The organism is Phocaeicola sp. HCN-40430 (assembly GCF_037890285.1).
GTDB lineage: Bacteria > Bacteroidota > Bacteroidia > Bacteroidales > Bacteroidaceae > Phocaeicola > Phocaeicola acetigenes.
Window position 1 is genome coordinate 1 of sequence record NZ_JBBKBS010000053.1, and the last position, 1,370, is coordinate 1,370.

Consider the following 1,370-nt stretch of genomic DNA (forward strand, 5'->3'; position numbering starts at 1 on the left):
GGCACTATAAAATATTTTGTGTAAATGGAAAATACGGGATTCAAGTTTGAGTCTCGTATTTTTTATTTTATAGATTTGCAAAATGAAGAAGATTATGAAAGAAAAGAATCAAGTAGTGCCTGATGAGGTGTTAAGTAAGGAGTTCCTTAGCCAGTTCAAGACAGAAGCGGATGTGAGCAAGTTTCTGAAACAATTGCATGCCCAGGTGCTGGAGAAGATGCTTGAAGGCGAAATGGATGCCCATTTGGGCTATGAAAAGAATTCTGTGACAGGGAACAATACCGGCAACTCCCGGAATGGTAGTTATCCGAAGAAAATCCAGACTGAACATGGAGAGTCTGTCATTTCTATTCCACGTGACCGTAACGGCCAGTTTGAGCCAATAGCAGTGCCCAAACATGAAAGTCGTGGACTTTCTATAGAAAAGCTCGTTATCTCCCTATATGCCAAAGGAATGAGCGTTTCTGACATAGAGGAAGAGATGCGTGAGATTTATGAAATAGAGCTCTCTACATCGGCCATTTCCATCATTACCAACAAAGTCAATCAGGCTGCCCAGGAATGGCAGAACCGCCCCCTTGATCCTGTTTACCTCATTGTCTGGATGGACGGTATTGTTTTCAAAGTACGGGATAATGGCAAGATCATAAACAAGACCGTTTACCTTTGCGTCGGACTGAAACAGAACGGCCTGAAGGAAGTCCTTGGCATGTGGGTTGGCAAATCGGAAAGTTCTTCTTTCTGGATGGGTGTCCTGACCGATCTAAAAGCCCGTGGAGTGCAGGACATCCTGATTACCTGTACCGACAATCTGAATGGATTTACGGATACCATCCGCACCGTATTCCCTCAGTCATCCACTCAGATTTGTGTGGTACATCAGATCAGAAACTCCTGTAAATATGTCGTTTATAAGGATAAGAAAGAGTTTACGGCGGATATGAAGAATATCTATAATGCACCTAACAAAGAGGTTGCTGCTGCAGAGCTTGACAATCTGGAAAGGAAATGGGGAGGAAAGTATCCTTACGCTATACTTTCATGGAGGAACAACTGGGATGACCTGACTGTTTTCTTCCAGTTCCCGCTGGAAATCAGAAAAATAATCTACACAACTAATCTCATTGAGAATCTAAACGGAAAAATCAGAAAGTACACCAAATCAAAGCTTTCATTCCCTTCGGATGATGCTGTAAAAAAGACCGTTTATCTTTCGCTTATGGAGATTGAGAAGAAATGGACACAGCCGATTCATAACTGGGGCTTGATTATGAATCAATTTATGCTTATGTTTGAAAACAGAATCCAGATATAAGAACAAACTTACAACTGAATCCTGTTTCCATTTACACAAAATTTTGGACAGTGTC

General features: G+C 41.5%; 1 protein-coding gene. It reads left to right on the forward strand.

The annotated features are described in order from the left end of the window. Positions 1-94 precede the first annotated feature (94 nt). Entirely contained in the window at positions 95-1,315 is a 1,221-nt protein-coding gene (locus WKU26_RS12530) for an IS256 family transposase (protein ID WP_445323253.1), read from the forward strand. Positions 1,316-1,370: the final 55 nt, after the last annotated feature.